Source organism: Actinokineospora sp. HUAS TT18 (genome assembly GCF_051364635.1).
Taxonomy (GTDB): Bacteria; Actinomycetota; Actinomycetes; order Mycobacteriales; family Pseudonocardiaceae; genus Actinokineospora.
Genome location: NZ_CP195645.1, coordinates 1,036,879 through 1,057,932, shown reverse-complemented (window position 1 = coordinate 1,057,932; position 21,054 = coordinate 1,036,879). Strand labels below are relative to the sequence as shown.

Below are 21,054 nucleotides of genomic sequence, written 5' to 3'. Positions count from 1 at the left end.
GACAAGTACTCTCCGCCAGACCGGGCGAGCAGGGTGCGGTCTGGGCGTGGACGGCGGAGGCGGGCCTTGAGCATCGTGGACGACAACACCGCGGCGGCGGAGGCGCGCAAGCGTGAACAGCGTGGGTGGTGCTGGTACGACTGGGCGAACTCGGTGTTCCCCACGTCGGTGACCACGGTCTTCGGCTCGCTGTACCTGACGTCGATCGCGGCCAACGCCGCCATCGCCGACACCGCGCGCAACGGCCCGAACCCGTGCCCGGCCGACGCGGCGGGCAACACCGACAAGCTCAAGGACTGCGACATCAGCCTGTTCGGGCTGGACTTCGCCGCGGGCTCGCTGTGGGGCTACCTGCTGTCGTTCGCCACGGTCATCCAGGTGCTGATCGTGCCGCTGATGGGCGCGATCGCCGACCGCTCCCCCAACAAGAAGCCCATGCTGGCGTTCTTCGCCTTCGGCGGGTCGATCGCCACCGTCGCGATGGCGCTGGTCAGCGGTACGAACTGGCAGCTGGGCGTGGTGCTGTTCATCCTCGGCAACATCGGCTTCGGCACCTCGGTGGTCATCTACTACTCCTACATCCCCGAGATCGCCACAGCCGACGAACGCGACGGGCTGTCCACCCGCGGCTGGGCGTTCGGCTACCTGGGCAGCGGCACCGCGCTGGCGCTGCAACTGGCGATCGTGCTGTCCCACGAGGCGCTGGGCATCACCGAGGGCAACGCCGCGCAGATCGCGTTCGTCATCTCCGGCATCTGGTGGGCGGCGTTCACCCTGATCCCGCTGCGCCGCCTGCGCGGGCACAACCCGGCCAAGGAAGGACTCGTCGAGGGCTCGGTGCTGACCGCGGGCTTCCGCGAACTCGGCGCCACCCTGCGCCACGCGCGGACCTTCCCGCTGACCCTGGCCTTCCTCGGCACCTACCTGATCTACACCGACGGCATCGCCACCGTCGCCAACGTCTCGGCGCAGTACGGGCGCGAGGAACTGAAGTTCTCCGCCGACGTGCTGATCACCACGATCCTCATCGTCCAGTTCGTCGCGTTCTTCGGCGGCGTCCTGCACGGCTTGGTCGCCCGGCGTATCGGCGCGAAGAAGACCATCATGATCAGCCTGGCCGTGTGGGTGCTGGTGATCGGCGGGGCGTACTTCGTCCAGGCCGGTCAGGCCGTGCAGTTCTACATGGTCGCCGGCGGCATCGGCCTGGTCCTGGGCGGGACGAACGCGCTGTCGCGGTCGCTGTTCAGCCAGATGGTGCCCCCGGGCAAAGAGGCCCAGTACTTCGCCGTCTACGAGATCGGCGAGCGCGCCACGTCGTGGCTGGGGCCGCTGCTGTTCGCGTTCATGGCCGGGGCCACCGGGTCCTACCGGTACGCGATCATCTCCCTGGTCATCTTCTTCTTCGTCGGCCTGATCCTGATGTACTTCGTCCCGGTGCGCCGCGCCATCCAAGCCGTCGGCAACCCGGAACCCGCGATCCTCTGAGGCGACGGAGGTGATCCCGGCACGGCGGGCCGGGACACCGACGGGTGACCACTAGGGTTGCCGCCCGTGAGTACCGAGCCGACGCCCGCCGCCGACCCGACCGATGCCCTCTCCGCCGTGCCCGCGGCGGGGTCCCGACGGGCCAGGCCCGTCACCGGGCACCTGCGCTTCTACTACGGGCCCATGGACTGCGGGAAATCCACCCTCGCCCTGCAGGTCGACCACAACCAGGCCCGCCAAGGCCGCAAGGGCCTGCTGCTGGTCCACCTCGACCGCTCCGGCCTGCCGCAGATCAGCAGCCGCATCGGGATCACCCGGGCCGCGATCGAGGTGCACGCCGAGGTCGACCTGATGGGCCTGGTGCGCGGCCACTGGGCCGTCGGCGCGCGGGTGGACTACCTGATCGTCGACGAAGCGCAGTTCCTCGCCCCCGCCCAGGTCGACCAGCTCGCCGAGCTGGCAGACGACTGGCAGGTCGACGTCTACTGCTTCGGGATCGCCACCGACTTCCGCAGCACCCTGTTCCCCGGGTCGCGGCGCCTGTTCGAGCTCGCCGACGATCTTCAGCCGGTGCAGGTCGACGTGCTGTGCTGGTGTGGGCTGCCCGCGCGGTTCAACGCGCGCGTCCAGGACGGTCAGGTGACACGGGCCGGGGACACCGTTCTCGTCGCGGACACGGGGCACTCTCGTGTCGGTACGCACAGTGAACCCCTCTCCGAACACCGTACAACCACCGTGCGTTACCAAGTGCTGTGCCGACGCCACTTCCGCTTGGGTGACCTCGGTACCGACCCGGGGGTCCAAGGTCAACTATCGTTCGCCTGACAAGGCGGTTACCCGCTAGCATCACCCGGAGGGGTGATATGTCCGTGCCGAATGTGCGATAACGCGTCACAAAACCGGCGGGCGGGCATCCCTTAGGAGGATGCTGTTGTTGACGGGTGAAGCTTGTCACCCTGAGCGACCGCGATGGGTGATCGGGGAATTTTCGGTCCCCTTCGTCCGTTGCTCTGGGTAAGCAACACCCTGGCCCGGGTTTTTCCTGGGCCGAGCGAAAGGACACCGCCATGGCCGACCGTGTGCTTCGTGGTAGCAGGCTGGGAGCGGTCAGCTACGAGACTGACCGCAATCACGACTTGGCCCCGCGCCGAACGGTTCGCTACGCGTGCCCGAAGGACCACGACTTCGAGGTGCCGTTCTCCGACGACGCCGAGATCCCGTCGGTGTGGGAGTGCCGCCTGCACGGGCTCGAGTCGAAGATGATCGACGGCACCGACCCCGAGCCGAAGAAGATCAAGCCACCGCGCACCCACTGGGACATGCTCCTCGAGCGCCGGACGATCCCGGAGCTGGAAGACCTGCTCACCGAGCGCCTGCAGGAACTGCGCGGCCGCCGCGGGGCGCGCAGCGCGTAGCCCCACAGACCGACAGCCGCCCGGACCTCCCCCCTTCCGGGCGGCTGTCTCCATCTCAAGACAAACGGCCGTGCCCCTGAATCAGGGGCACGGCCGTTTGGCGTCTGGTGTCAGCGCTTGATGCGCAGCAGCGACTTGAGCTGGTTGCCGCGGCGGCGCAGGCCCCACTTGGTGACCCGGATGAGCGCCTCGCGGACGATGTTGCCGCTCATCTTCGACTCGCCGCGCTCACGCTCGGCGAAGGTGATCGGGACCTCGACGACGGTGAACCCGGCCTCGATGGTGCGCCACGCCAGGTCGATCTGGAAGCAGTAGCCCGCCGAGGCCACGGTGTCGAGCTTGAGCTTCTCCAGCACCGCGCGGCGGAACGCGCGGAAGCCGCCGGTCATGTCGCGGACCGACGCGCCCAGGGCCAGGCGGGAGTAGAGGCTGCCGCCGCGGGAGATGAACTCGCGGGACTTGGGCCAGTTGACGACCTTGCCGCCGGGCACCCAGCGCGAACCCAGCGCCAGATCGGCGTCGGTGAGCGCGTCGAGGATGCGGGGCAGGTCCTCCGGGGCGTGGGAGCCGTCGGCGTCCATCTCGCAGATGACGGCGTAGTCGCGGGCCAGCGCCCACTTGAAACCCGCGATGTAGGCGGCACCGAGGCCCGCCTTCTCCGTGCGGTGCAGCACGTTGACGCGGTCGTCCTTGGCCGCCATCGCGTCGGCGATGTCGCCGGTGCCGTCGGGGCTGCCGTCGTCGACGATCAGCACGTGGACGTGCGGGAGGGCGGCGTTGAGCCGCTCGACGATGATCTCGATGTTGTCCCGCTCGTTGTACGTCGGGATCACCACCAGGACCGGTTCGAGCTTGTCCTCGCCGTGCGGCTGCTCCGCCATCGGTTGCTTCCTCCTCGCCGGCGCGTACGCGCACCGGGCCGATACGTCTTTAGGGCTGATGCTGTTATCCGTGCTGTCCGCTCGGCACATCCTTTGCGGATCGTGGGCGCCTGCCGGTCACCAGTGCGAACACCAGTGCGGCCAGACCCGCGAGCACCATGCTCCATTCGGGCCATGCACCCAGTCGGTCCGCCATGGTAGTCGCTGTCCGCAGTGGGACGCGTTCGACCAGGGCCGCCGGCGTGAACAAGTCCGTGCGTTGCGTCACCGTGCCGTCCGGGAGGACGATCGCGCTGACGCCGCTGGTGGCCGCGACGATGACCGTTCGGCCGTGTTCGACGGCGCGGATTCGGTCCATGGCGAGCTGCTGGTAGGTCATCTCGGTGCGGCCGAAGGTGGCGTTGTTCGTGGGCACCGCGAGCAGGTTGGAGCCGTTGAGGACCGAGTCGCGCACGACGCCGTCGAAGGCGACCTCGTAGCAGGTGACCAGGGCGAGACGGGCCTCACCCATGCGGAACACGGTGGCCTCGTCGCCGGGCTGGAAGGTGCCCGCGCGGTCGACGGTGGAGCTGAACAGGCGGAAGAACTCGCGCATCGGCATCGTCTCGCCGAAGGGCTGCAGCTGCCGCTTGATGTACTCGTCGACCGGGCCGGTGCCCGGGTCCCACTGGATGACCATGTTGCGCGGCCCGTCGGGGCGCACGACGACCGCGCCCAGCGCGACCGGCGCCTTGATGGCCGCCACGGCGCGGGTGATGGCCTGGGCGGCGTCGGCGTTGCGGTACGGGTCGATGTCGGAGGCGTTCTCCGGCCAGATGACGATGTCGGGCTGCGCGGCCTTGCCCGCGGCGACGTCGGCGGCGAGCTGCTCGGTGCGCTTGACGTGGTTGTCGAGCACGGCGCGGCGCTGGGCGTTGAAGTCCAGGCCCGCGCGGGGCACGTTGCCCTGGATGGCGGCGACGGTGATCTCGCCCGCGTCGGCGTCGGTGCCCACGGCGGGGATGGCGGCGACCCCGGCGGCCAGCGGCAGCACGGTGGCCAGGACGGGCACCAGCAGCGCGCGGGGGGCGCGGGTGATGGCGGCGCGGCGGACCAGCTCGCCGAGGCCGAAGCCGGTGAGGGTGACGGCGAAGGCGATCAGCGGGGTGCCGCCGAGCGCGGCCAGCGGCAGGTAGAGGCCCTCCGGCTGGCCGAAGGCGATCTTGCCCCAGGGAAACCCGCCGAAGGGGAACAGCGCGCGCAGGGACTCGCCCGCGACCCAGAGCAGCGCGGCCCACAGGTACCAGGCGCGCAGGTGGGCGACCGCGGCGATGGCGACGCAGGGCACGGCGACGAGCGCGGCTTCCAGGGCGCTCAGCGGCAGCCAGGCGACGGGGCCGACGAAGACGCCGGTCCAGGACAGCAGCGGGGTCATGAAGCCGAGGCCGAAGAGGAAGCCGTAGCCGAAGGCGGGGCGGGGGCGGCGGTCGTGCAACAGCAGTGCCAGCACGGCGAACCCGACGGGGGCGAGCCACCAGGTGGGGCGCGGGGGGACGCTGAGGAACACCAGGCCACCGGCGGCGAGCGCGGCCGCCGCGCGCAGGGCGACGGTCAGTCGGCCCCGGCGTGCGGGTGCGTCGGTGCTGGCGGCCATCGGGGGCTCCTGGGGCACGGCGGGGGCGACCACATCGGACAGCGTACGGGGATGTCCCGGTGGGGTTCGCGGTCCCCTTCGCTGATCAACTGTGAACCTTGAGTCGACCGTTCGGCTCGCGATGTCTAACTCTCAAGTGGAGGGTGAGAGTTGCGGCGTTTCCCCTGGTCACTGCTAGGTTCGCAGGTGTGATGAACACCGATGGACAGGGCTGGCGGGTCGAGTTCGACGCGGAGGTGGAGTTCCGCAACGGGGGCTCGCTGCGTGTGGAGGGGTTCCGGCTGGACTCCCCCAGGCCCGAGTTGGACGACGAGACCACGGCTGAACTCTTGGTGCGCCACCTCGGCCTGCTGATGGTCGGCTCGGTGCGGGTCTCCAACCGGCGGATGATCGCCGAGGCGCACAAGGGCTCCCGCGGGGTGCCGACCGGCGCCGCGGGCGGTCCCCGGCTGGTGGAGCTGAGCCACCGCGTGGAGCACGGCATGGCCACGTTGCCAGGGGTGCCGGGACCGGAGATCGGCGACTACCTGACGCGGGAGGCGTCGCGGGAGGTGTACGGGCCGGGCACGGAATTCCACATCGGGACGATCTCGATGGTCGCGAACACCGGGACGTACGTGGACTCCCCCGCGCACCGCTACGACGGCCGCGCCGACCTGGCGGGCCTGCCGCTGTCCAGCGTGGCCGACCTCGACGGGATCGTGGTGCGGGTCGCGGGCGACGGCTTGCGCGCGGTCGACAAGGCGGCGCTGCTGCCGTTCGACGTGGCGGGGCGGGCGGTGCTGATCCACACCGGCTGGGACGCGCACTGGCGGACCCCGGCGTACTTCGAGGGCCACCCGTATCTGACGGCGGACGCGGCGGCGTGGCTTGCGGAGCAGGGCGCGGCGCTGGTCGGCATCGACAGCCTCAACATCGACAGCACCGACGACCCGCTGCGGCCGGCCCACACGGCGCTGCTGGGGGCGGGGATCCCGGTGGCCGAGCACCTTCGCGGGCTGGAGCAGCTGCCGCCGTCGGGCTTCCGCTTCCACGCCGCGCCGGTGCCGGTGGTGGGGCTGGGCACGTTCCCGGTCCGGGCGTACGCGGTCCTCGACTGAGGATGGGCGGCCGGTTCCACGACGACGGTCGGTACCTGCGCGTCGGCGAGGTGCTGGTCCGGTGCCCGCGCTGCGGGGCGCGGGCCGTCGCGACGCGGACGAGGGTGACCTGCACGGGGTGCGGCTACGCGAAGGCGGACGCGCCCGCTGAGCGGGTCCGGGTGCGCGCGGGTGGCCGGTGCTCGCGGTGCGGGCGTCAGGTCGAGCGGTGGGCGCAGCGGTGGCGGCACCTGATGCCGCGGGAGATGCCGGTGACCTGCCCGGGCTGCGGGACGGTGTCCACGCTCGCGGTGACGGCCGAGTGGGTGCCCGGGGTCCCGTGGGTGCCGAGGTACCGGGGCTTGGAGCTGTGGCTGCAGGTGCCCTGCCACGGCCGGACCCTGTGGGCGTTCAACGAGGAACACCTCGACTTCCTGGAGCGCTATGTCGCCGCCGGGCTGCGTGAGCGGGTGCCCAACCGCAACGGCAGCCTGGCCAGCAGGCTGCCGTCATGGATCAAGGCCGCCAAGCACCGCGACGACGTGGTCCGCTGCCTCGCGCTACTGCGGGCGAGCTTGGGCTGATCAGCCCACGACCTCCTGCTCCCCCAACAGCCCCTTGACCACTTTCCCCGTCGCGTTGCGGGGCACGCGGCGGACGAAGTGGACCTCGCGGGGTACCGAGAAGCGCTCCAGGTGGTCGTGGACGAAGTGGCGGATGTCGGTGGCCTCGAGGTGGGCGCCGGGGCGCAGGGCGACGTAGGCGACGAAGCGCTGGCCGTATTCGCGGTCGGGGACGCCGACCACGGCGGCGTCGGCGACCTCGTTCAGGCTCAGCAGCAGTTCCTCGACCGGGCGGGGGAAGACGTTCTCGCCGCCGGAGATGATCATGTCGTCGTCGCGGCCGCTGACGAACAGGCGGCCGTCGGCGTCGAGGTAGCCGCGGTCGCCGGTGACCATGAGGTCGTCGTGCATGGCGTTGCGGGTGCCGTTGGTGTAGCCCTCGTAGAGCATGTCGTTGCCGACGCAGATGCTGCCGACGGCTCCTGGGGGCAGGGGGACGCCGTCGGGGCCGAGGATGCCGACCTTGGTGCCGACCGGGCAGCGGCCCGCGGTGGTGGGGGCGGCGCGCAGGTCGGTGGGGTCGGCGATGCTGGCCCACGACACCTCGGTGGAGCCGTAGAGGTTGTAGAGGATGTCGCCGAAGGTGTCCATGAACTCGGTGACGAACTGGCCGGACATGGCCGAGCCGCTGCTGGCCACGACGCGCAGCGTCGAGGTGTCGTAGCGGGCGCGGACGCGGGCGGGCAGGGCCAGGATGCGCTGCAGCATGATCGGCACGGCGAACATCGACGTGCAGCCCAACTCGTCGATGGCGCGCAGCGCGGACTCGGGGTCGAAGCGGCGCTGCAGCACGAGGGTGGCGCGCAGGGGCATGCCGAGTTGGACGGCGGCCAGGCCCCAGGTGTGGAAGATCGGCGCGGAGACGAGCATGCGTTCGCCGAGGCGCAGCGGGATGCGGGAGTACACCGAGGCGGCGGCGCTCAGGCCGGTCGGGTTGCGGCGGCGGGCGCCCTTGGGGGTGCCGGTGGTGCCGGAGGTGAGCACGATCAGCTTGCCCGCGTGGGCCGGTGGGCGCAGCGGCGCCGACGACGCGTCCTGGATGAGAGTGTCGACGCTGGTGGCGCCCTTGGTGGCGGTCCAGGTGGAGATCCAGGGCAGCGATGAGGGCAGGTTGTGGAACAGGGGCGCGAACTCGTCGTCGGCGAGCAGGGCGATGGGGCCGTGGGAGGCGATGATGTCGGCGATCTGGTCGGCGGCCAGGCCGGTGTTGAGCAGCAGGACGTCGGCGCCGAGTTTGCCGCAGGCGATGGCGGCCTCGACGATCCCGGCGTGGTTGCGGCACATGACCGCGACGCGGCGGCCCGCGCGCACCCCGTATTCGCCGAGGCCGTTGGCCAGGCGGGTGGTGCGGCGGTCGACCTCGTCGAAGCTGAGTTCGCCGCGTTCGTCGACGATGGCCGGGGTGGTGGGGCTGGCGGCGGCGGCGCCGCGGTAGCCGCCGACGATGGTGGGTCCCCAGCGGGTGAGGGCGCTGAGCTGGCGGACCATCCGGTCGGGGCGGCCCGGGGCGAACACGCCCGCTTTCGCCAGCGTGCGGGCGACTGTGAGCGTGGACTGGCCGCGGGCGGTCTGGTCGATGCGGGTGGGCGCGGTGGTCAGTGCCCGCCCGGACAGGTGGTGGTCGATCATGGCCAGGGCGCGGCGGACGCGTTTGCGCAGCCAGGAGCCGCTCAGGACGGTGCCCGAGGTGAGTCCGGCGGGCAGCGACAGCATGACCTGGACGTGGGTGCGGCCGCGGGAGGCGGCTTCGAGGCGCACGGTGAGGTGCCCGCCCTCCCATCGGGGGCTGACCAGCACGAGGTGTTCGGCGGGCCGGTGGACGAGGATCTCGACCTCGTCGGCGACCGAGGGGGCGCCGTCGACGGCGAAGCGGACGCGGAAGCGGGCGCCGCGGCCCGGGGGCACCGCGGGGTCGCGTTCGCAGGAGGCGATCTCGCGGGCGAACCTCGGATACAGCTCAGGGTCGCTGAGGATGTCCCACACCTGGTCCGGCGAATGGTCGAGGGTGTGGTCCACCTCGACGAGTTCGGTCGGCATGACCCTCCGTCATCCACATGACTGAAACGAGTTCCATTGTTTGCCCTCGTGGCATCGGTTGTTATCAGCGAACGTCTGAGCGGCGCAAGGAGCTATGCGGCCGTTTGGGCGAGCGCCGATCATCGTCACTCCAATGGCCTAGCCGGTTGGCGCAATTGCGGATAAACCACAGCGTAAGAGTGTGTGACCCACGCCATAGCGGGATGTGAGACTCCCTCATCTGTGGGAGGCGTGACTACTCTCAGTAGCTCAGCGAAGTTGGATGCCGACGATGCACGCGTCGTCGTCGGTGTCGCCGTCGCCCTCGGCCAGCAGCCGGTCCAGACAGCGGTCGAGATCGTCGGACTCGGCGCCGACGATGCCGCGCAGGTGGTCCATCGACTCGTCGATCGACACCTCGCGCCGCTCGATGAGGCCGTCGGTGTAGAAGATCAGCATGTCGTGCTCGCGCAGCCGGACCATGCCCTCCTCGTAGGTCGCGTCGGAGTGCACGCCGAACATCAGGCCCTTGATCAACGGCAGCGTCGAGGCGCGCCCCTCGGTGGCGATCACCGGCGGCAGGTGCCCGGCCCTGGCCCAGCGCAGCACCCGCGTCGCCGGGTCGTAGAGGCCGACCAGCGCCGTGGCGTGGATTCCGCCGGACAGGCTGCACGCCACGTTGTTGAGCCACCCCAGCAGCTGCGCGGGCGGCGCGCCGGTCACCGCCAGGCCGCGCAGGGCGTTGCGGAGCACGACCATGCCGGTCGCGGCCTCGATGCCGTGGCCCGCGATGTCGCCCACCGACACCATGACCTGCCCCGACGGCAGCACCAGCGCGTCATACCAGTCGCCGCCGACCAAGTGGTCCTTCTCGGCGGGCCGGTAGCGCACGCCGATATGGAGGTCGGGCAGCTCCAGCGGGTCGTGGGTGGGCGGCATGATCGCCTGCTGGAGCTGGCGGGCCAGCCGGTTGCGCTCGGCCGACTCCTGCTCGGTGGAGGCGAGCTGGTCGCGGGTGGCGGCCAGGGCGACCTCGGTCCAGTACTGCGCGGAGATCTCCTGCCAGGCCCCGCGCACCGCGACCAGGCCCGCGTCGGTGTCGAGCACCGGCTCGGCCACCACGCGGCTGTGCCGGTAGCCGCCGTCGGGGCGGCGCACGCGCAGCGTGGTCGAGGCGGGCCTGCGGTGGTGCAGCAGGGTGCGGACGAACCGCGACACCGCGGCGGTGTCCTCGGGGTGGGCGTGGCCGGACAGCTCGGCCAGCGGGATCGGCCCGTCGGCCTGCGTGCGCCCGCACAGCGTGAACAGCTCGCTGGTCCAGGTGATCTCGCCGCTGAGGGTGTCCTCCTCGAACCCGCCGACCTGGCTCAGCCGCTGGGTCTGGCGCAGCAGCTCCGCCCAGCGGGCTGAGCCGTCGCTGGGCCGCCAAGTGAGCAGCACCGCGTCGCCGACCCGGCTGGCGCCGACCCCGGCGACGTCGGAGAACGGCTCCACGGCCAGTCGGTCGGCGCGCAGCGGATCGCCGGTGGCGTGGACGTGGGCGATGGTGTCGACCAGGCCGGTGGCCTGCGGGTAGCACTCCATCAGGGTCGCGCCCGCGATCCCGCCCGCGGCGGCGGGATTGGCGTGGTGGACGTCGAAGTCGACCAGGACGCCGTCCTCGTCCCGGCGCGGCACGAGCACCAGCGCCGGGTCGACGAGCGCGTCGGCGAGTTCGGCCAGCCGGGCGAGGTCGGCGTCGGCGGGCAGCGGGGTGGCGATGGGCAGCGCGTGCATGGCGTGCCCGCACAGCTCGCCCAGCGCGTCGAGCTGGCGGACGATGCGGCGGGGCTGCGGCGGGATGGCGGTGGGCCAGCAGATCTCCAGCACGCCCATGACGCGGCCGCCGACCATGGCGGGCAGCGCGGCGCGGGTGCCGTCGCGGAACTGCTCGGCGCCGATGGAGGGCACCGCGGCGAGGTCGTCGCCGCTGAACCACAGGGTGTTGCGTTCGTCGAGGGCGGCGGAGGCGGCGGTGGCCACGGCCGGGGGCACGTAGCGCCAGCGGTCGATCTCCTGGTGGGCGAAGCCCGCCGCGCCGGACAGGCTCAGCGAGGAGTCCGCGCCGACGGCCCACACCGCGACCGCGGTGGCGCCCAGCGGGGTGAGCGCGTGTTCGAGCATGGCCTCGGCGACGGCCTGCACGTCGTCGGCGGCGAGCACGCCGCTCTCGGCGGTGCGCAGCCGCTGCACCACCGGCCGGGACTCGTCGCCGAGGCCGACCGACTCGTGCCGGGGCAGCTCGGCGACCTCGTCGTAGGCGGAGTGGTTGACGATGTCGGCGGCCAGCTCGGTCACCGACATGCCCGCCTGGGCGGCGATGGTGTCCAGCTCGCGCGCCGCCGCGGTCGGGCCGACCCGTAACCGCTCGACGAGCACGCCCTTGGCCAGCTCCACCAGCGCCCGGGCGTCGGCGTCCGCTCTGGCCCGGCCCAGTTCGTCGCGCAGCCGTTCCACGGTCGCGACCAGGCGGTCCTCAGCGGTCGACATGTCGGGCACTCTCCAGTCCTACGCGCGCAGCCGGTCCTGGATCCGGGTGATCAGGTCGTTGGCGTCGACGGGTTTGGTGACGTAGTCGTTGGCGCCGGAGGCCAGCGCCTTCTCCCGGTCGCCGAGCATGGCCTTCGCGGTGACGGCGATGATCGGCAGATCGGTGTACTCGGGCATGGCGCGGATGGCGGCGGTGGCGGTGTAGCCGTCCATCTCCGGCATCATCACGTCCATCAGGATCAGGTCGACGTCGCGGTGCCCGGTGAGCGCCTCGATGCCCTCGCGGCCGTTGGTGGCGTGCAGCACGCGCATGCCGTGGGTCTCGAGGATGCCGGTGAGGGCGTAGACGTTGCGGGCGTCGTCGTCGACGACGAGCACGGTGCGCCCGGTGAGCCTGCCGTCGACGGCGGGTGCGTCGGGGACGTGGCCGCGGACCAGCGGCAGCACGTCGCCGGGCCGGTCGGCGTTGAGGTGCAGGGCGATACGCTCGCGCAGCTCGTCCAGGCTCGACAGCAGCTCCAGCGGACGCGGCCCGGTGCGGGCCTGCAGGCCGCGTTCCAGGTCGACGTCGAGGCGGCCGCTGTTGTGCGCCAGGACGGGCACGGTCGCGAGGTCGGGGCGCTCGTCCATCAGGTCGAGCACGGCGGCGCCGTCGGCCATGCCCAGTTCGAGGACGACGCAGTGGCAGGAGTCGTCGGCCAGCGCGTGGGCGGCCTCGGCGACATCTACCGCCGTGATCACCTCGACCGGGCCGCGCGCGTCGGACAGGTCGGGTGTGGCGGCCAGTTCGGCGACGGCGCTCTCGGCGACCAGCGACAGCAGGCCGGGCCGGTGTTCCTCGATCACCAGCAGCCTGCGCAGCCCGGCCGGGGCCATGTCGCCCGCGGGTTCGTGGTCGTCGGCGGGGCCGATCGCCTTGCCGGTGTCGGCGGCGAGCAGGTCGAGGAAGTCGGGGCGGGCCACCGGGACGAAGAAGGTGAACCGGCTGCCCTTGCCCGGCGTGCTCTCCACGGTGAGCGACCCGCCCAGCAGGTGGGCGATCTCGCGGCTGATCGACAGGCCCAGGCCGGTGCCGCCGTACTTGCGGCTGGTGGTGCCGTCGGCCTGCTGGAACGCGCCGAAGATCGAGTCGAGCTGCTGCTCGGCGATGCCGATGCCGGTGTCGACGACCCGGAAGGCGATGGCCGCGCCGTGGGTGCCGACGGTGGCGGGCAGCTCGGCCGGTTCGGCGGGCTCGATCTTGAGTTCGACGGTGCCGGACTCGGTGAACTTCACCGCGTTGGACAGCAGGTTGCGCAGCACCTGGCGCAGGCGGGCGTCGTCGGTGACGACCTCGGCGGGCACCCCGCCCGCGGAGCTGATGCGGAACCCGAGGTTCTTCTGCGTGGTCAGCGGCCGGAACGTGGCCTCGACGTAGTCGAGCAGCCTGCGCAGCGGGATGCGCTCGGGGCTGACGTCCATCTTGCCCGCCTCGACCTTCGACAGGTCGAGGATGTCGTTGATCAGCTGCAGCAGGTCCGACCCGGCAGAGTGGATGATCCCGGCGTACTCGACCTGCTTGGGCGTCAGGTTGCGCGTCGGGTTCTGCGCGAGCAACTGGGCCAGGATCAGCAGGCTGTTGAGCGGGGTGCGCAGCTCGTGGCTCATGTTGGCCAGGAACTCCGACTTGTACTTCGAGGTGCGCGCCAACTGCTGCGCGCGTGCCTCCAGCTCCTGGCGGGCCTGCTCGATCTCCAGGTTCTTCGTCTCGATGTCGCGGTTCTGCGCGGCCAGCAGCGCCGCCTTCTCCTCCAGCTCCGCGTTGGACGACTGGAGTTCCTCCTGCCGCGTCTGCAGCTCGCTCGACCGTGCCTGCAGCTCCGCGGCCAGGCGCTGCGACTCGCCGAGCAGCTCGTCGGTGCGCGCGTTGGCGACCAGGGTGTTGACGTTGACCGCGATGGTCTCCATCAGCTGTTCGAGGAAGTCGCGCTGGATCTGGGTGAACCGGCGCACCGCGGCCAGCTCGATCACGCCGAGGACCTGGTCCTCCACCACCATCGGCAGCACGATCAGGCTCGCGGGCGGCGCCTGCCCCAACCCCGAGGACACCGTCACATAGCTCGGCGGCAAGTCGTCCACGGCGATCGCGCGGCGGCTGCGGGCGGCCTGCCCGACCAGCGACTCGCCGAACTGGAAGCGGCGGGTCTCCTCGGTGCGCGCGGCGCTGCCGTAGGAGCCGATCAAAGTCAGCTCCGGGCCGTCGGCGCCGTCCTCGGCCAGGTAGAACGCCCCGTACTGGGCGGACACCAGCGGCGTCAGCTCGTCGACGATCAGCTCCGCCACCACCGCGAGGTCGCGGCGGCCCTGCATCAGGCCGGACATGCGGGTCAGGTTCGACTTGAGCCAGTCCTGGTCCTGGTTGGCCCGGGTGGTCTCGCGCAGCGACTCCACCATCGAGTTGATGTTGTCCTTGAGCTCGGCGACCTCACCGGAGGCCTCCACAGTGATCGACCGGGTCAGGTCGCCCTCGGCGACCGCGCTGGTCACCCCCGCGATCGCGCGCACCTGGCGGGTCAGGTTCCCGGCCAGCTCGTTGACGTTCTCCGTCAGCCGCTTCCACGTGCCGGACACGCCCTCGACCTCGGCCTGACCGCCCAGGCGGCCCTCACTGCCCACCTCGCGCGCCACGCGGGTGACCTCCGCGGCGAACGACGAGAGCTGGTCGACCATCGTGTTGATCGTGTTCTTCAGCTCCAGGATCTCGCCCCGGGCGTCGACGTCGATCTTGCGCGTCAGGTCGCCCTTCGCGACGGCGGTGGTCACCTGGGCGATGTTGCGGACCTGGTTGGTCAGGTTGTTCGCCATGAAGTTGACGTTGTCGGTCAGGTCCTTCCAGGTGCCCGCCACGTTCGGCACCCGCGCCTGACCGCCCAGCTGGCCTTCGGTGCCCACCTCGCGGGCCACACGCGTGACCTCGTCGGCGAAGGCGGACAGCGTGTCGACCATCGTGTTGATCACCTCGGCAAGCGCGGCGACCTCGCCCTTGGCCTCGACGGTGATCTTGCCCGACAGGTCGCCCTTGGCGACCGCGGTCGCGACCTGGGCGATCGAGCGCACCTGGCCGGTCAGGTTCGACGCCATGACGTTGACGTTGTCGGTCAGGTCCTTCCACGTGCCCGACACCCCGCGCACCGTGGCCTGGCCACCCAGGTTGCCCTCGGTGCCCACCTCGCGGGCCACACGCGTCACCTCATCGGCGAACGCGGAGAGCTGGTCGACCATCGTGTTGATGGTCTCCTTCAGCTCCAGGATCTCCCCGCGCGCGTCGACGCGGATCTTCTGCGACAGGTCGCCCCGGGCGACCGCGGTGGTGACCTCGGCGATCGAGCGCACCTGGGCGGTCAGGTTGTCACCCATGACGTTCACCGACTCGGTGAGGTCCTTCCAGGTGCCCGACACGCCCTTCACATCGGCCTGGCCGCCGAGTCGTCCTTCGGTGCCGACCTCGCGGGCCACGCGGGTGACCTCGTCGGCGAAGGCGGAGAGCTGGTCGACCATCGTGTTGATCGTGTTCTTGAGTTCCAGGATCTCACCGCGCGCGGTGACCGTGATCTTCTGCGACAGGTCGCCCTTGGCGACGGCGGCGGAGACCTGGGCGATGGACCGCACCTGGGCGGTCAGGTTGCCCGCCATGAAGTTCACCGAGTCGGTCAGGTCGCGCCAGGTGCCGGACACACCCTTCACGTCCGCCTGACCACCGAGCAGACCCTCGGTGCCGACCTCGCGGGCCACACGGGTGACCTCCGCGGCGAACGACGAGAGCTGGTCGACCATCGTGTTGATCGTGTTCTTCAGCTCCAGGATCTCGCCCCGGGCGTCGACGTCGATCTTCTGCGACAGGTCGCCCTTCGCGACCGCGGTGGTCACCTGGGCGATGTTGCGGACCTGGGCGGTCAGGTTGCCCGCCATGAAGTTCACCGAGTCGGTCAGGTCGCGCCAGGTGCCCGAGACACCCTTCACGTCCGCCTGACCACCGAGGCGGCCCTCGCTGCCCACCTCGCGCGCCACACGCGTCACCTCGTCGGCGAAGGACGAGAGCTGGTCGACCATCGTGTTGACGGTCTCCTTCAGCTCCAGGATCTCCCCGCGCGCGTCGACGTCGATCTTCTGCGACAGGTCGCCCTTGGCCACCGCCGTCGCGACCTGGGCGATGTCACGCACCTGGCTGGTCAGGTTGCCCGCCATGGCGTTCACCGAGTCGGTGAGGTCCTCCCAGGTGCCCGACACGCCGGGAACCTGCGCCTGCCCGCCGAGCTGACCCTCGGTGCCCACCTCGCGCGCCACGCGCGTCACCTCGGAGGTGAACAGCGACAGCTGGTCGACCATGCCGTTGAACACGTCGGCGATCTCGCCGAGCAGTCCGCCCGCGTGATCGGGCAGCCGCGTGCCGAAGTCGCCGTCGCGGACCGCGGTCAGCCCGGCCAGCAGCTGCCGCAGTTCCGGCTCGCCGACCTTGCCGGTCGCCCGGCTCGGCCGGACGGCGGGAACCCGCGAATCGTCCGTGCTCGTCTCGCCCATAGTCGTTTCCGATCGCTCGCCGACCTGACGCGTAGGGGGTCATTGTGCAAGGTTGCGATGCAGGCGGTCATTCCGGATCATTCACGATCACCCTCTGTGATCGGATATGGCGGCTTTTGGCCGAGTCGCTGCCGCTGATCAGCGCAGTCCATGAACGCCAGTGCGCCCCACCCGGATACCGGATGGGGCGCACTGGAACAAGGGTCAGGCGCGGTAAGCGGTCCACATGTTGCTCATGCGGGTGCTCTGGCCGGGCGTGAACTGGTTGTAGCAGGAGTCGTAGGAGTAGTCCATGTAGTTGTGGATCGGGTCGATGCCGGGCAGCGAACAGGAGTCGCGGCCCTCCGGGCAGCCGTTGGTGGAGCTGGCCTGCGCCGGGGTGTCGGCCACCTCGTCGTTGGTGGAGGTACAGCCGCCCTGGAAGGTGTGGTAGAGCCCGAACCAGTGGCCCGCCTCGTGCGTGGCGGTCTCACCCAGGTTGTAGTTGGCGATGCTGCCACCGGGCAGGGAGTCCCAGTGGACGCGGATGCCGTCGATCTTCGGGTTGCCGCTCCACGGGAACGTGGCGATGCCCAGGTAGCTGAAGTCGACCAGCCACACGTTGAGGGCGTTCATCCCGCCCTTGCGGGTCTGGGTGCGGTACGTCGAGCTCTGCTTGTCCCGGTGCCAGTTGTCGTTGTAGAAGCGGTCGATCCCGGCGAGGGTGAAGGTGAAGCCGGTGTTCGACGCCTGCGACGACTCCTGACCCGCGAACGTCTTGTTCAGCACGTCCATCTGCGCGTTGATCTGGGCGTCGGAGACATCGCCGTGCCCGTTCTTGCCCGCCATGACGTGGAAGTACACCGGGACGGTGGCCGCGGCCAGCGCGCCCTGGGGCACGAACTTGCCCTGAGCCTTCTTCTCCGCGAGCAGCTGCTTGGTCTGCTGCTCGACGCGGGCGACGTCGGCGGCCGTCATCGGCTCGTGGTCGAGGCCGCGGCCGCCCCTGGCCGCGGCGCCCTGACCGGTCTGGGGAACGAAACAGTCCGCGGCGGGCGTGCTGCCGCTGCCCGCGAAGGACAGCAGCGGCACGCTCGACGCGATCGGGGTGATGGCGAGCGCCGCCGCGGCGAAGGTGGCGATACCCGCCGCACGCAGGGTGGTGGGACGTCCCATCAGCTACTCCTTGGCACTAGGAAGCAGGGGGCCAAAACGTATGCGCCAACAGGAATAATTGGGAAGAGTTTTCCTGACCGCAGTTTTTCCCGTTCCCAGTACTAGTCCGACCGAGTGTTTACGGAGTCGCCAACGCTTCGGTGGGTGACAATCGCGCCGCCCGAATTGCCGGATAAAGGCCCGCGATCATCCCGATGACCAGTGTCGCGGCCACCCCGCCGCCGGTCACCCACGCCGGGACCACGGTCGGCCAGCCCTGCGTGCCGGAGTACAGGGTCGTCACCGCGACCCCGAGCAGCACTCCCCCGACCCCGCCCAGCGCCGACAGCAGCAGCGACTCGGTCAGGAACTGCACCAGCACCTGCGGCCGGGTCGCGCCCAGCGAGCGGCGCAAACCGATCTCCGCGCGCCGCTCCAACACCGAGATCACCATCGTGTTCGCCACGCCGACCCCGCCGACGAGCAGCGCCACCGCGCCCAGGCCCAGCAGCAGACCGGTGAAGGCGCGGTCGGTGGCCTGCCGCGCGGCCAGCGCGTCCGACGGGCGCGACACCTTGACCTCGTTGGGTGCCTCCGGGTTCGCCGTGGCGGCGAGCACCGCGCGCACGGCCTCGACCTGGGTTTCGCGGGCGCGGGTGTAGACGGTGGTCGGGTAGCCGTCGAAGTCCAGATACGACTGGGCGGCGGGCCAGCCGATCAGCGCCGCGGAGTCCAGTTCCGGGGCCAGCGGCACCGGGTCGAGGATGCCGACGACGGTGAACCAGCGGCCGCCGACGAGGACCTGGACGTCCGGTCCCGCCTCGGTCACGCCGAGGCGTTGGGCCGTCGAGGCGCCGAGCACGACGGCCGGGTAGCGCTCGGTGGCCGCGTTGAGCCACGTGCCCGCGGCCTGGGTGGCGCCGACGGTGGCGGGCAGGTCCAGATTGGCGGCCTGCACGGAGATGCCACCGGACTGCCCGGCCGGGATGTGGTCGTTTCGGTAGACCTTGGCGCCGGGGACCTTGCCGGTGGCGGCGACCTGGTTGACCGGGCCGATCCGGCGGATCATCGCCACCGACTCGGTGGGCAGGGTGGCGGTGTCGCCGAACATCGTGTCGCCGGGCGCCACGGTCAGCAGGTTCGTGCCCAGCGCGGACAGCTGCGCGTCGAGTTGGGCGCGGCTCGACGAGGAGATCCCGACGACGGCGGTCATCGCCGCGATGCCGATGGCGATGCCGAGCGCGGACAGGAACACCCGCAGCGGCCGGGTGCGCAGGCCCGCGCCGCCGACGCGCAGCACGTCGCCGGGGCGCAGGCGGGCGGGGGAAAGCGGCCTACTCACCGGGGACCACCATCCCGTCGCGCATCGACACCTGGCGGGGCAGTGCCGCGGCGATCCCCCGGTCGTGGGTGATCACCAGCACGGTCGCGCCGCCCGCGTGCAGTTCGCGCAGCAGGCCCATCACCTCGGCGCCGGAGGCCGAGTCGAGGTTGCCGGTGGGCTCGTCGGCCAGCAGCAGCGCGGGCTCGCCCACCACCGCCCGCGCGATCGCCACCCGCTGCCGCTCTCCGCCGGACAGTTCGTGCGGGGCGTGGTCGAGCCGGTCGTCCAACCCGACCCTGGCCAGTGCCGTGCGCGCCCGCTCCCGCCGCTTGCGCAGCGGGGTTCCGGTGTAGAGCAGGCCGTCGGCGACGTTGTCCACAGCGGACTGTCCCGGGGCGAGGTGGAACTGCTGGAAGACGAACCCGATGCGACCCGCCCGCAGCGCCGACAGACCGCGGTCGGACAGCGCGGCCACGTCGTGGCCGTCGATGCGGACCTGCCCGGTGGACGGCCGGTCAAGCGTGCCGATCACGTGCAGCATCGTCGACTTGCCCGACCCGGACGGTCCGACGATGGCGACCATCTCCCCGTAGCCGACCGACAGGCTGACCCCGCGCAGCGCCGACACCCCACCCGGATAGGACTTGGTGACCTCGGCGAGTTCCACGGCCGTCATGACGGCACCCCCACCGTCATGCCCTCGGACAGCCCGGCGCCGCTGACCTCGACTCGGCCGCCTGCGAACATGCCCGTCTCCACCGGCACGATGCGCGTGGCCGACCCGTCGACGACCTGCACCCCGTACCCGCCCTCGGCCAGCGCGAGCAGCGCCGCGACCGGCACGGTGAGCACGTTCTCCTTCTTCGACGCGGTGAACCCGACGTCGACCGAGGCCTTGTCGAGCCCGGCCAGCGCGGCCGGGTCATCGATGGCGACGGTGACTTCGATCTTGGTGGTCGGCTCGTCGCCGCCCATGCCGCCCTCGGCGGCCTCGATCACCGTCGTGACCGCGGTGATCTTTCCCGCGACGGACTTGCCGTTGGGCAGGGCTACCGTCACCGCGGCGTCCTTGACCGCGAGCCGCTGGTCGGCGACGTCGAGGCTGACCGTCACCACCCTGGCCAGCCCGGTGTAGGTGAGCAGCGCGGTCCCCGGCCGCAGTTCGTCGCCCACCGCGAGCTTGTGCGCCTCGACCCGCACCGCGCCCGGCGCGTACAAGACGCGGCCGAGGTCGACCACGCCGGTCTCGGCGAGGCCGAGGTCCTCCTGCCAGCTCTTCACCGCTGTCGCGGTCGCGTCGGAGAACTTCTCGTCCACCGTGAACCCCTTGTAGCCCAGGGCGGCCAGGTTCTGCTCGAACTGCTTCACGTCGGCGCCCTCGGTGCCCGAGGCCAGCGGCCGGTAGGCGGGAAGGCCGCCGAACATCAGCACGACCGGGGTGTTGTCCACCTGGTAGAGCGCCTGGCCGCGGTCCACAGTCGACCCCGTGGCGGGCAGGCCGGTCACCGTGCCGTTGAGCTTGCCGCTGACCGTGGCCGTGTCGCCATAGCCGAGGTCACCGGCGTGCTTCTCGGTGTCGACCAGCGTCTGGCGGCCCACCTTCGCCGTCGACGGCGCCTTGGACTCCTTCTTCCCGTCGTCGCCGGACTTGTCGTCGAAGCCGAAGCCCGTCGCCGCCGCCGCCGCGCCCCCGCCCGCCAACACCAGCACCGTCACGCCCGCCACCCAGCGGGTCCGGCCCCTCATCCCTCCACCTTGTCGGTCGACGGGCCGTCCGGGTCACCGGGGCGCCGGGGCATGAACTGCTGGCACTTCTCCTGCGCCTCCTGGAACTTGGGGTCCTCCGGGTCCATGCCCGAACCCGGCCTCACCTCGATGCGGATGCCGCCGTTGGGGTCCGGGTCGGGGAAGTCCGGCACACCGTTCTCGCGCATGCACTGGGACATCTTCCGCAGCTGTTCCTGCTGCTCGGCGTCGAGCTTGGGCGGCTCACCGCCGTTGGGCAGGAACGACTTGCACTCGGTCATGGCGGCGTCGACCTTCGACTTGTCGGTGCCGTCCGGAATCCTGATCCGCACGCCCTTGCCGCCCGCGCCGGTCTCCTCCGGGTCGGGCATGTCCACGCCGTGGTCCCGCATGCACTGGGCGAACTTCGCCTGGTCACCCGGACCGCTCTTCGCACTCGGCGTGGTCGTCGTGCTGCCCGGCCCGCCCGCGCTGGCCACGCCGTCGCCGCCGTCGTCTGCCGCCCCGCAGCCCGCCAGCGCCAGCGCCAGCAGGCCCGCCGCGAGGCCCGTCCTGATCCGCATCGTCGTCTCCCTGGTCAGCGGCCGGAGGGTTCCGGCCACCCACCGAAGTGGACTCCCCAGGGCATTTCC

At 71.1% G+C, this 21,054-nt stretch carries 15 protein-coding genes; 5 read left to right on the top strand and 10 right to left on the bottom strand.

Annotated elements, in window-relative coordinates; genetic code table 11:
* The first annotated feature begins 66 nt into the window (after nt 1-66).
* The 3 genes from ACSHT8_RS04650 to ACSHT8_RS04640 all read left to right on the top strand — a co-directional run bounded on the left by ACSHT8_RS04650 (nt 67) and on the right by ACSHT8_RS04640 (nt 2,900).
* Nucleotides 67-1,485, top strand: coding sequence for an MFS transporter (locus ACSHT8_RS04650; RefSeq protein WP_436498011.1), 1,419 nt, complete (start codon nt 67-69; stop codon nt 1,483-1,485).
* A 66-nt stretch (nt 1,486-1,551) separates the two neighbouring features.
* The gene (locus ACSHT8_RS04645; protein WP_436498009.1) at nt 1,552-2,310 is read left to right on the top strand and encodes a thymidine kinase; all 759 of its coding nucleotides are present in this window, start codon (nt 1,552-1,554) and stop codon (nt 2,308-2,310) included.
* A 242-nt stretch (nt 2,311-2,552) separates the two neighbouring features.
* Nucleotides 2,553-2,900 (top strand): RNA polymerase-binding protein RbpA, encoded by a 348-nt coding sequence (locus ACSHT8_RS04640; RefSeq protein ID WP_436498007.1) that lies wholly within the window; start codon nt 2,553-2,555, stop codon nt 2,898-2,900.
* A 110-nt stretch (nt 2,901-3,010) separates the two neighbouring features.
* Here the strand turns inward: ACSHT8_RS04640 and ACSHT8_RS04635 are convergent, their stop codons facing one another.
* The gene (locus tag ACSHT8_RS04635; protein ID WP_436498005.1) at nt 3,011-3,781 is read right to left on the bottom strand and encodes a polyprenol monophosphomannose synthase; all 771 of its coding nucleotides are present in this window, start codon (nt 3,779-3,781) and stop codon (nt 3,011-3,013) included.
* Nucleotides 3,782-3,845: 64 nt separating this feature from the next.
* Complete coding sequence (gene lnt, locus ACSHT8_RS04630; RefSeq protein ID WP_436498003.1) at nt 3,846-5,414, bottom strand: apolipoprotein N-acyltransferase; 1,569 nt, start codon at nt 5,412-5,414, stop codon at nt 3,846-3,848.
* Between the two features lie 191 nt (nt 5,415-5,605).
* Between lnt and ACSHT8_RS04625 the strand changes: the two genes are divergently transcribed.
* Both ACSHT8_RS04625 and ACSHT8_RS04620 read left to right on the top strand, forming a co-directional pair.
* Entirely contained in the window at nt 5,606-6,514 is a 909-nt protein-coding gene (locus ACSHT8_RS04625) for a cyclase family protein (protein WP_436498001.1), read from the top strand.
* Nucleotides 6,515-6,516: 2 nt separating this feature from the next.
* Nucleotides 6,517-7,077 carry a hypothetical protein gene (locus ACSHT8_RS04620; protein ID WP_436497999.1) on the top strand — a complete coding sequence of 187 codons (561 nt, stop codon included), beginning with the start codon at nt 6,517-6,519 and terminating at the stop codon, nt 7,075-7,077.
* On the opposite strand, the gene ACSHT8_RS04615 is transcribed toward ACSHT8_RS04620, so the two are convergent.
* The 8 genes from ACSHT8_RS04615 to ACSHT8_RS04580 form a co-directional block, all read right to left on the bottom strand.
* Nucleotides 7,078-9,153, bottom strand: coding sequence for an AMP-binding protein (locus ACSHT8_RS04615; protein ID WP_436497997.1), 2,076 nt, complete (start codon nt 9,151-9,153; stop codon nt 7,078-7,080).
* Nucleotides 9,154-9,402: 249 nt separating this feature from the next.
* Complete coding sequence (locus ACSHT8_RS04610) at nt 9,403-11,661, bottom strand: SpoIIE family protein phosphatase (RefSeq protein ID WP_436497995.1); 2,259 nt, start codon at nt 11,659-11,661, stop codon at nt 9,403-9,405.
* Nucleotides 11,662-11,679: 18 nt separating this feature from the next.
* The gene (locus ACSHT8_RS04605; protein WP_436497994.1) at nt 11,680-16,218 is read right to left on the bottom strand and encodes a HAMP domain-containing protein; all 4,539 of its coding nucleotides are present in this window, start codon (nt 16,216-16,218) and stop codon (nt 11,680-11,682) included.
* A gap of 204 nt (nt 16,219-16,422) precedes the next feature.
* Nucleotides 16,423-17,373 (bottom strand): zinc metalloprotease, encoded by a 951-nt coding sequence (locus ACSHT8_RS04600; RefSeq protein WP_436497992.1) that lies wholly within the window; start codon nt 17,371-17,373, stop codon nt 16,423-16,425.
* A 118-nt stretch (nt 17,374-17,491) separates the two neighbouring features.
* The gene (locus tag ACSHT8_RS04595; RefSeq protein ID WP_436497990.1) at nt 17,492-18,694 is read right to left on the bottom strand and encodes an ABC transporter permease; all 1,203 of its coding nucleotides are present in this window, start codon (nt 18,692-18,694) and stop codon (nt 17,492-17,494) included.
* On the bottom strand, nt 18,687-19,352 hold the full coding sequence (locus ACSHT8_RS04590; RefSeq protein WP_436497988.1) for an ABC transporter ATP-binding protein: 666 nt from the start codon (nt 19,350-19,352) through the stop codon (nt 18,687-18,689). Before ACSHT8_RS04590 ends, ACSHT8_RS04595 begins: the two co-directional genes overlap by 8 nt.
* Nucleotides 19,349-20,422, bottom strand: a complete 1,074-nt coding sequence (locus ACSHT8_RS04585) for an efflux RND transporter periplasmic adaptor subunit (RefSeq protein WP_436497985.1) — start codon at nt 20,420-20,422, stop codon at nt 19,349-19,351. The genes ACSHT8_RS04590 and ACSHT8_RS04585 overlap by 4 nt, the downstream gene beginning before the upstream one ends.
* Nucleotides 20,419-21,024: a hypothetical protein gene (locus tag ACSHT8_RS04580; RefSeq protein ID WP_436497983.1), complete on the bottom strand. Its 606-nt coding sequence runs from the start codon at nt 21,022-21,024 to the stop codon at nt 20,419-20,421. The genes ACSHT8_RS04585 and ACSHT8_RS04580 overlap by 4 nt, the downstream gene beginning before the upstream one ends.
* Nucleotides 21,025-21,054: the final 30 nt, after the last annotated feature.

Bases quoted from the DNA above. Each gene is read 5' to 3' on its own strand.
- ACSHT8_RS04640 (WP_436498007.1), top strand. From the start codon at position 2,553: ATGGCCGACCGTGTGCTTCGTGGTAGCAGGCTGGGAGCGGTCAGCTAC.
- ACSHT8_RS04635 (WP_436498005.1), bottom strand. From the start codon at position 3,781: ATGGCGGAGCAGCCGCACGGCGAGGACAAGCTCGAACCGGTCCTGGTG.
- lnt (WP_436498003.1), bottom strand. From the start codon at position 5,414: ATGGCCGCCAGCACCGACGCACCCGCACGCCGGGGCCGACTGACCGTC.
- ACSHT8_RS04625 (WP_436498001.1), top strand. From the start codon at position 5,606: ATGAACACCGATGGACAGGGCTGGCGGGTCGAGTTCGACGCGGAGGTG.
- ACSHT8_RS04620 (WP_436497999.1), top strand. From the start codon at position 6,517: ATGGGCGGCCGGTTCCACGACGACGGTCGGTACCTGCGCGTCGGCGAG.
- ACSHT8_RS04615 (WP_436497997.1), bottom strand. From the start codon at position 9,153: ATGCCGACCGAACTCGTCGAGGTGGACCACACCCTCGACCATTCGCCG.
- ACSHT8_RS04610 (WP_436497995.1), bottom strand. From the start codon at position 11,661: ATGTCGACCGCTGAGGACCGCCTGGTCGCGACCGTGGAACGGCTGCGC.
- ACSHT8_RS04605 (WP_436497994.1), bottom strand. From the start codon at position 16,218: ATGGGCGAGACGAGCACGGACGATTCGCGGGTTCCCGCCGTCCGGCCG.
- ACSHT8_RS04600 (WP_436497992.1), bottom strand. From the start codon at position 17,373: ATGGGACGTCCCACCACCCTGCGTGCGGCGGGTATCGCCACCTTCGCC.
- ACSHT8_RS04590 (WP_436497988.1), bottom strand. From the start codon at position 19,352: ATGACGGCCGTGGAACTCGCCGAGGTCACCAAGTCCTATCCGGGTGGG.
- ACSHT8_RS04585 (WP_436497985.1), bottom strand. From the start codon at position 20,422: ATGAGGGGCCGGACCCGCTGGGTGGCGGGCGTGACGGTGCTGGTGTTG.